Annotated in this window: 9 protein-coding genes; 5 read left to right on the top strand and 4 right to left on the bottom strand. The window is 63.7% G+C overall.

The genetic code is table 11. From position 1 onward, the window contains the following. On the top strand, positions 1-298 hold a 298-nt coding region (locus AC0L3K_RS24185), incomplete at its 5' end, for an OmpA family protein (protein WP_473367032.1). A gap of 618 nt (positions 299-916) precedes the next feature. Beyond that, positions 917-1,153, top strand: a complete 237-nt coding sequence (locus AC0L3K_RS24180) for a hypothetical protein (protein ID WP_007596614.1) — start codon at positions 917-919, stop codon at positions 1,151-1,153. 18 nt (positions 1,154-1,171) lie between these two features. Here AC0L3K_RS24180 and AC0L3K_RS24175 read toward each other — a convergent pair whose 3' ends face one another. The 3 genes from AC0L3K_RS24175 to dnaG all read right to left on the bottom strand — a co-directional run bounded on the left by AC0L3K_RS24175 (position 1,172) and on the right by dnaG (position 6,302). Continuing rightward, positions 1,172-1,552, bottom strand: coding sequence for a thiol-disulfide oxidoreductase DCC family protein (locus AC0L3K_RS24175; protein ID WP_473367034.1), 381 nt, complete (start codon positions 1,550-1,552; stop codon positions 1,172-1,174). Positions 1,553-1,761: 209 nt separating this feature from the next. Next, entirely contained in the window at positions 1,762-3,912 is a 2,151-nt protein-coding gene (rpoD, locus tag AC0L3K_RS24170; protein WP_473367031.1) for an RNA polymerase sigma factor RpoD, read from the bottom strand. Between the two features lie 377 nt (positions 3,913-4,289). Continuing rightward, positions 4,290-6,302: a DNA primase gene (gene dnaG, locus AC0L3K_RS24165; RefSeq protein ID WP_473367030.1), complete on the bottom strand. Its 2,013-nt coding sequence runs from the start codon at positions 6,300-6,302 to the stop codon at positions 4,290-4,292. A gap of 159 nt (positions 6,303-6,461) precedes the next feature. Here dnaG and AC0L3K_RS24160 point away from each other — a divergent pair, with 159 nt between their 5' ends. The 3 genes from AC0L3K_RS24160 to AC0L3K_RS24150 all read left to right on the top strand — a co-directional run bounded on the left by AC0L3K_RS24160 (position 6,462) and on the right by AC0L3K_RS24150 (position 7,672). Then, positions 6,462-6,773, top strand: a complete 312-nt coding sequence (locus AC0L3K_RS24160; protein WP_007596621.1) for a BrnT family toxin — start codon at positions 6,462-6,464, stop codon at positions 6,771-6,773. 25 nt (positions 6,774-6,798) lie between these two features. Then, the gene (locus AC0L3K_RS24155; protein ID WP_245285940.1) at positions 6,799-7,038 is read left to right on the top strand and encodes a BrnA antitoxin family protein; all 240 of its coding nucleotides are present in this window, start codon (positions 6,799-6,801) and stop codon (positions 7,036-7,038) included. A 70-nt stretch (positions 7,039-7,108) separates the two neighbouring features. Then, positions 7,109-7,672: a chlorite dismutase family protein gene (locus tag AC0L3K_RS24150; protein WP_007596625.1), complete on the top strand. Its 564-nt coding sequence runs from the start codon at positions 7,109-7,111 to the stop codon at positions 7,670-7,672. Here the strand turns inward: AC0L3K_RS24150 and AC0L3K_RS24145 are convergent. Then, positions 7,669-8,067 carry a gamma-glutamylcyclotransferase family protein gene (locus AC0L3K_RS24145; RefSeq protein ID WP_035993593.1) on the bottom strand — a complete coding sequence of 133 codons (399 nt, stop codon included), beginning with the start codon at positions 8,065-8,067 and terminating at the stop codon, positions 7,669-7,671. The genes AC0L3K_RS24150 and AC0L3K_RS24145 overlap by 4 nt on opposite strands. Positions 8,068-8,286 lie beyond the last annotated feature (219 nt).

The following is an 8,286-nucleotide window of genomic DNA, read 5'->3' as shown; positions in this document are numbered from 1 at the left end:
CCATACGGGCCCGCAGCTTCATCGCTGCACCATCAGAGGCCGGACAGATGGCAGCATCCGACTACGTGCCGATCTTCCTCAAAAATCGCTTGCATCTCGCGGGGCGTCCACAGATGAGTACAATCTCGACCTGTCAAAGCGCCGAGCCGAAGCCGTCGCAGCCGAGCTGGTGAAGAGTTTTCGCATCGCGCAGGCGCGGTTGCGCACTGCCGGTGTTGGATTGCTGGCGCCGGTCGGCCCGAATGCAACGGACGCAGGCCGTGCGCTCAACCGGCGCGTGGAGCTGGTGGCGCCGTAAGAACGGTGCATGCGGCACTCGTAACGTGATGGGAACAGCGTGAAGGGCGAAAACGGATTAACATATGTTTGTCAGCGCGACTTCTGCACGCACGCGGGAATACGTGCAGGCAAACGCGCGTTCTGACAAGGCGCGCAGCGCTCGCTGCGTTGCGTTGCGAGAGCAGGAAATATGAACAAAGTGCTTTAGCCGTCCAAGCAATTGCTTTGATGCTGATCGAAACGCGATGTCGCGACCACTGCATATCTCATGCGCTCGCTGCGACATCGCAGCGCCAACGATTTGCCTTGCCATGGCATGGCGCCGGTTATAACATTCTATTCTAGGTTGTCGCCCTGCCAGCCCCGGGCGACGCTGAAGACCAAAATAAACGGCGGGCTTCGCGGCCCGCCGTTTGTTGCGGCAAGGGTGAGGCAAGGCTGAAGGTAAGGGTCTCCTCGAAGGAGCGCATCGGGTTTTACGAAGCGCTGGACGCTTCCACCCGACATCCAAGCGCCGCGCAAACGGGTTCGTCGATCGATCGCCCAGCCAGTTCTGCCGCAGCAGCGTCCGCAGCCGGCCTCCGGAAACCTGCCAAAGTCATTTGACTATGGCCCCCTGATCGACGAAAAGCCGGCCATGGCCAAAAAACCCGGAACCAATCCCAAGGGCGAATTCGCCTTTTTCAACGTCTTCTATGAAGACGGCTCCCAACGCTCCAACCGGCGCGTGCCCGCCGAATTGCTCGGCGGCCTCGACGGCGACGAGCCGGCCCGCGCCTTCATCATGGAGCAGGACCGCGAGATCGCCGAAAAATCCGGCCGCCCGGCGCTGGAGATCAAGAACCTCGAGCGGGTCGGCGCGAAGAAGAAATAGGCCGATCCAGGCAGGCGCTCACCAGCGCCCGGCCCGCCTGTTCCAGGCAAACAGCAGATCGGCAAACCGGTCATAGAAGAACCGGGTGAACGGCAGCGCCACGCGATTGCCGAACAACCCCGCAAGCCACCCCTCTCCCGGCGTCAGCCTCCACAGCGCAATCGCGACATCCGCGCCGACGATAAGTCGGCCGGCCTCATCGGTCGCATGCAGGCGGCGCCTGATATCGTCGAGCGTGGCGCCAAAGTGCGCCAGCGCATCGGGCTGCTCGTTGATATCCCTGAATTCGATCGTGCGCGCGCGCACCAACGCGAGCAGCTTGTTGCGCTGCCAGTCGATGCCGGCATCGCAGACAGGGCAGCGGGTGTTGTACCAGACGGTGAGGTGAGCCGGCATCATCGAAGCATAAATGTCGATCTGCGCCACGTCGAGGCAGGAGCCATCCATTCGGCATTGCAAGATCGATGCACCTTTCTCATCGGAAGTATAATCCGATAGAAAGCTGATGAGGCTCTTTGGCTGAACGCGGTCGAAGTAGGCGCGAACGAAAACGGCGGGCTTTCGCCCGCCGTTATTGTCTCAACAACCGCCAAGTCGCGGCGCTTGAACTAGTTATCCAAGAAGCTCCGCAGCTTCCGCGACCGCGACGGATGCTTCAACTTCCGCAGCGCCTTCGCCTCGATCTGACGAATACGCTCGCGGGTCACGCTGAACTGCTGGCCGACTTCTTCCAGCGTGTGGTCGGTGTTCATGCCGATGCCGAAGCGCATGCGCAGCACGCGCTCTTCGCGCGGGGTGAGCGAGGCCAGCACGCGCGTGGTGGTCTCGCGCAGGTTCGACTGGATCGCGGCGTCGATCGGCAGGATCGCGTTCTTGTCCTCGATGAAATCGCCGAGGTGTGAATCCTCTTCGTCACCGACGGGCGTCTCCAGCGACAACGGCTCCTTGGCGATCTTGAGGACTTTTCGCACTTTCTCCAGCGGCATGCCGAGCTTTTCGGCCAGCTCTTCCGGGGTCGGCTCGCGGCCGATCTCGTTGAGCATCTGGCGCGAGGTGCGCACGATCTTGTTGATCGTCTCGATCATGTGCACGGGAATGCGGATGGTGCGCGCCTGGTCGGCGATCGATCGGGTGATCGCCTGCCGGATCCACCACGTGGCGTAGGTCGAGAACTTGTAGCCGCGGCGGTACTCGAACTTGTCGACCGCCTTCATCAGGCCGATGTTGCCTTCCTGGATCAGGTCGAGGAACTGCAGGCCGCGGTTGGTGTATTTCTTGGCGATCGAGATCACGAGACGGAGGTTGGCTTCCACCATCTCCTTCTTGGCCTGGCGGGCTTCGCGCTCGCCCTTCTGCACCGAGTGCACGATCTTGCGGAACTCGATGATCTCCAAGCCGGTCAGCGCCGCGAGCTGATGCACCTCGTGGCGGAGGTCCTTGATGCGGTCCTTCTCGTGATGGACGAAGTTCTTCCAGCCCTTGGCCGACAGCTTCGAGACACGGTTGAGCCAGCGCGGATCGAGCTCCGAGCCGGTGTAGTTGCGCAGGAAGTCTTCGCGCGCGACGCCGTGGCTGTCGGCAAGGCGCATCAGGCGGCCCTCATGCGAGACGAGGCGCTTGTTGATGTCGTAGAGCTGCTCGACGAGTGAGTCGATACGCGCCTGGTTGAGGCGCAGCGACTTCACCTCGACGATGATCTCGTCCTTGAGCTTGCGGTATTTGCGCTCCTGGTGCGGTGACAGCGAGGGGCCGTGCGAGGTGCTCTCGAGCTGGTTCTGGATGTCCTGCTCTTGCAGCTTGCGCAGCTTCTTGTAGCTGTCGGCGATCTTGTCGAAGATCTCGACGACCTTCGGCTTGAGCTCGGCCTCGATCGCCGCAAGCGACATCTGGTTCTCGAACTCGTCGTCCTCGTCCATGTCGGCTTCGGCGGCGGATTCCGCGGGATCCTTTGCGGCTTCGCCGGCATTGCCGGGCGCAGGCGCGGCGCGGAACGGGGTCGGCGCCGGCGGTGCGGCAGGCGGCGCGACATGCGCGGGCGCGGCCCCGGTGGCCTGGCCGCCTTCGGCCGACGCTTCACCGGTCTCGCCGTTCGGACCGGCGATCATCGCATTGTTCATGCCGGCCTTGGCGTCGGGCCCGGCATAGGTGGCTTCGAGATCGATGATGTCGCGAAGGAAGATCTTGCCTTCGTTGAGCTCGTCGCGCCAGATGATGATGGCCTGGAAGGTCAGCGGGCTTTCGCAGAGCCCTGCGATCATCGCCTCGCGGCCGGCCTCGATGCGCTTGGCAATCGCGATTTCGCCTTCGCGCGACAGCAGCTCGACGGTGCCCATCTCGCGCAGATACATGCGAACGGGATCGTCGGTGCGCTCGCCCGGCTCGCTCTTCTTGACCTCGGTGACGGCCTTCTGGGTGACTTCGACGAGCTCGTTGTCGGTCTCGTCCTCGCCGCTCTCGTCCTTGTCCTCCTCGCCTTCGCTATCGTCGGCTTCGGTGACGTTGATGCCCATGTCCGAGAGCATGGACATGATGTCCTCGATCTGCTCGGGAGAGGTCTGGTCGGACGGCAAAACTTCGTTGAGCTGATCGAAGGTCACGAAGCCGCGCTTCTTGGCCTGCTTGATCATCTTCTTCACGGCCGCGTCGGACAGATCGAGCAACGGCGAGGGCGCGTCCTGGGAGTCCTTCTCCGGCGCGTCCGCTGCCTTGTCGTCTTTTTCCTTGTCCTTCGCCTGCAGCGTCTTTGCCTTGGTGGCCATCCATTGCTCCTAAACGCGTTTCACACAGACGTTCGCCGCGCCCGCGTGAAATCACTTGAACCTGTTGTTCGATGCTCTCGCTTCGTCAGATCTCGACACGGAAAGGGCGGCGCGGACCTCTTGTCGCCACCCCCGACCTTTCACTCGCCGGATTTGCCTAACGCTTCGTAGAGCCTCTTTGTCGCAGCGGTTGCAGGTATAGTGCCAACAGCAATTGCGCGGATTCATTCCTGACGCATCTGTTCTGCCTGCGGCCGCCTGGTGGCCAAAGTGCTACAAGACCGTTAAGCCTCGATTAACCCTGTTTTTGCCGCCAAACCTCGGATTTGGCGAGTCTTTTAGCGGTTCCGGTCCCGGCCGTCCGCATGATTCTTTCATCACACGCTCTTCTGGAACCGACCCGACAGCTCGCCAAAACCCTCGATCAGGGCCTCGGTGCCGTCGACTTCGCCTATCCGAGCTTTGACGTCGCGTAGCCACGCCATGTTGGCCTCGCTGGGATCTTCCCCCAAGGCCAGCTCGGCGTCTTTCAGCTCTCTAAGTAGTGAATGGTACTGCCGATGCAAGGCGACCAGCTGATGCCAGGTGGAGAGAACGTCGTCCCGTGCGGCGCCCTCGCGGGCGCCCCACACCGCCGCGGTCGTGATACCGCCCTCAACCCTTTGAAGAGCCTGTGAAAATCCGCCCTTCTCGAGGTCACTGCGCATCTTCTCGGCGAGCTCGCCAGGGTCCGGCGAGTGGTGATGGTCGTTGGCAAAGGCGGCGATGATGCCGGCCCGGAGCTTATGGACCTCGGGATGGGCGAGCTCCAGGGCCGCGACTTCCTCGAGGTGATCGTGCAGCAGCCAGGGGTGGTTGATCAGGATTTGCAGGATCAGGGCCTCGCGGCGGGAGATGGCGCTGCGCTGACCGCGCATGATCGGGCTTGCCGCGAGCTGCGCGCTCGCCGCTTGGTAGGGGCCGGAGGGCAACTGGATCGGACCGGGCGGGCCGCGGCGGCCTCCAAATCCCTGATTGCCGAATCGATTCGCGCCTCCGCCACCACGGGGCTGGAACTGGCGGCCGGCCGAGCCGGGGCGGAAATTACCACGGCCGCCGCCAAAGCCGCCGCGCCCGCCTTCGGGGGCAAAGGCGCGCTGAAGCCGCTCGGCAAGATCCTGCCGATAATAGCGCCGCACCACTTCGTCGCGGATGCCGTTGGAGAGCTCCTTGATGCGCGCCTCCAGCGCGGCACGGCGCTCGGGCGTGGCGAAATTGCCGCCTTCGAGCTCGCGCGACCAGATCATCTCGGCGAGCGGACGCGCCGCCGCGATCACCTCCTCGATCGCACCGCGACCGCCGGAGCGCACGAGATCGTCGGGGTCCTGCCCTTCCGGCAGCAGCGCGAAACGAAGACTCTTGCCCGGCGCGAGGAACGGCAAGGCGAGATCCGCGGCACGATAAGCCGCCTTCTGGCCGGCGCGGTCGCCGTCGAAACAGAGGATCGGCTCGTCCGCCATCTTCCAGAGCAGCGCGAGCTGGTTTTCGGTGAGTGCAGTGCCGAGCGGCGCCACGCTGCCGGCAAAGCCCGCGGTGACCATGGCGATGACGTCGACATAGCCTTCGACCACGACGAGGGCGCTGCCGTCATGGGTGGCCTTGCGCGCGGTCTGGTGGTTGTAGAGATTGTCGCCCTTGTGGAAGAGCGGCGTCTCCGGCGAGTTCAGGTACTTGGCCGGAACGTCCTTCTCCAGCGCGCGCCCGCCAAAGGCGATGACGCGGCCGCGCAAATCCGTGATCGGAAACATCACGCGGTCGCGGAAGCGATCATAGGGCACCGGGATGTCGTTGCCGGCCACCAGCATGCCGGTCTCGACCATGTCGTCGACGGAGACGCCGAGCTTGCCGAGATGCTCCTTCAGCGCGAAGCGATCGGGCGGCGCATAGCCCAGCCGAAACTGCAATTGCGTCGCCGGCGAGATGGCGCGGTCGGCGAGATAGCCGCGCGCCTTGGCGCCGACGCGCGAGGCCAGCGTCTCGGCGAAGAAGTTCGCGGCGAGATCCATGACGTCATGCAGGGAGCGGCGCCGCTGCTCCTGACGCGCCGCATCCGGTGTCACCGCGGGCAGCGGCAGGCCCGCCATATTGGCGAGCCGCTCCACGGCCTCGGCGAACGGCAGGCCGTCGGTCTCCATCACGAAGCTGATGATGTCGCCGTGCTTGCCCGAGGAGAAGTCGTGGTAAAAACCCTTCTGGTCGTTGACGAAAAACGACGGCGACTTCTCCTGCTGGAACGGCGACAGTCCCTTCCACTCCCGCCCCGCCTTCTTCAGCTTGACGCGCTTGCCCACGACTTCGGAGACCGAAAGCCGGGCACGCAGCTCGTCGAGGAATTGGGGCGTGAAGCGCATGGCGGAATGGAACTCTGTCAGCTCGGCCGCGTGAAGCGCCCACCTCAGAAAGGCGAACGCCGGCCTTGCTTCAACGCCTTATTTAATGTTCATGATATGTTCAGTCCATATCCACAGGCTTGATAATCCAAAAATACGATTGTATATACAGAGAAACTGATGCCGGATTTCAGCTCTCTCGCGTCTGCCGGGTTTGAATGGGACGAAGAGAAGAACCGGACTAATCTGATCAAACATGGCATCAGCTTCGACGATGCCAGTCAGGTCTTCTACGAACGTGTCGTCATCAAACGGTCGAATCGCAACGACGAAGAGCGGTGGATCGCGATCGGAAAACTCGACGACCGACTTCTGACAGTGATCTTCACGCGAAGAGACAAAGCGATCCGTATCATTTCAGCGCGACGTCCGAGGCCAGATGAAAAAAGAGCATATCGTGAAGCGTCGATGGGGAGATCGCCGCAAGGGTAATAGTGATTGGGCCCGTGTCGATGCAATGACGGACGAGGAATTGGAAGCCTCGATCGCAAATGATCCCGACTGGGCGGAGTTCAAGGACGTCGACTGGTCGGACGCCGTGCTGGTGATGCCGCCGAGGAAGAAGGCGATCTCCATCCGCCTCGACGAGGACGTGCTCGACTTCTTCAAGCGCGATGGCGAGGGCTATCAGCGGCGCATCAATGCGGTGCTGCGCTCCTTCATGCAGCAGAAGTCGAAGCCGAAGAAGCGGGCTTGATCCGGAGAATATCTTCGGAGGCTCGTGACAGAAGCCTTGAACCCGCCCCGGTTCCACGCTTCCATGGGCCATGTTCAGGACCTTCCGAGGCGGCCAGAGCGGGGGTTGGCGCATCACCTCGATTTCGCCCGTCACGGGCGAGCCCCTCGCCTTCATGCCGGCGCTGTCGGTCACCGACAGCGAGGCCATCGCATTGCCGCTGGTGCCCTCGCGCAATGCCTGGCGGCTGGTCGGTGTCGCGAGCAGCTTGCGCTACACCGAGCGCGGCGAGAAGGAGCAGCTCACTGCCATGCAGGCCGGCCTCGGCCGGCTGGAAGCAACCAGCGCCGCGCTGATCCCGATCCGCAAGTCGCAGGCCTGGTGGGATCTGACCCAGGAAGAACGCCGCAGGATATTTGAAGACAAGTCGCATCACATCGCGAGCAGCCTGCGCTTCCTGCCTGCGATTGCGCGGCAGCTCTATCATTGCCGCGACCTTGGCGGGCCCTTCGATTTCCTAACCTGGTTCGAATTCGCGCCCGCGCACGCCTCGCTGTTCGAGGAGCTGGTCGCGATGCTCCGGCGGACCGAGGAGTGGACCTATGTCGAGCGCGAGGTCGACGTGCGCGCGGTGAAGGAAGTGCTTTCGGCCTAGTGATCGAGGAAGCGGCCGGATTCGATGCGCGGCAGATCGGTGACGGGCCAGTTGTAGATGTAAGTCCAGGCCGGTGCCGTCACCCCGTCCGCGCCTGTCACGTCGACCAGCCGGCGCAGATATTCGGTCGGCTCGGGAAAGCCCTCACCGCAGGCCTCGTACATGTCGAGCTCGCGCAGGAGCTCGTCGGGTACGCGCAGGTGGAAGAGTTCGCCGTGGACGCGGTCGGACGGCACATCGGAGAGCAGCAGCCCCGGATAATGCTTCACCAGAACGAGCCGGCCGCGGCAGGTCGCTTCACTCAGAAAATCCGCGTGCCCGGCAAGCAGCCGCGCCATCGGATGGTCGAAGCCGCGCATCAACGTGCCGTAGACGAAAAGACGATTGGAGATCATGCGGGCTCTATAGCTGCGAATGATGCAGAGCGACAGCGCCACACATTCCATGGTCGTGGGGGGGGGGGGGGGGGGGGGGGGGGGGGGGGGCGGGCGGGGCGGGGGGGGGGGCGGGGGGGGGGGGCGGGGGGGCGGGCGGGGGGGGGGGGGGGGGGGGGGGGGGCGGGGCGGGGGGGGGGGGGGGGGGCGGGGGGGGGGGGGGGGGGGGGGGGGGGGGGG

The organism is Bradyrhizobium sp. MI1.10, from assembly GCF_055811035.1.
The sequence above is the reverse complement of the archived record's forward strand: the minus strand, read 5'-3'. Positions and strand labels throughout refer to the sequence as shown.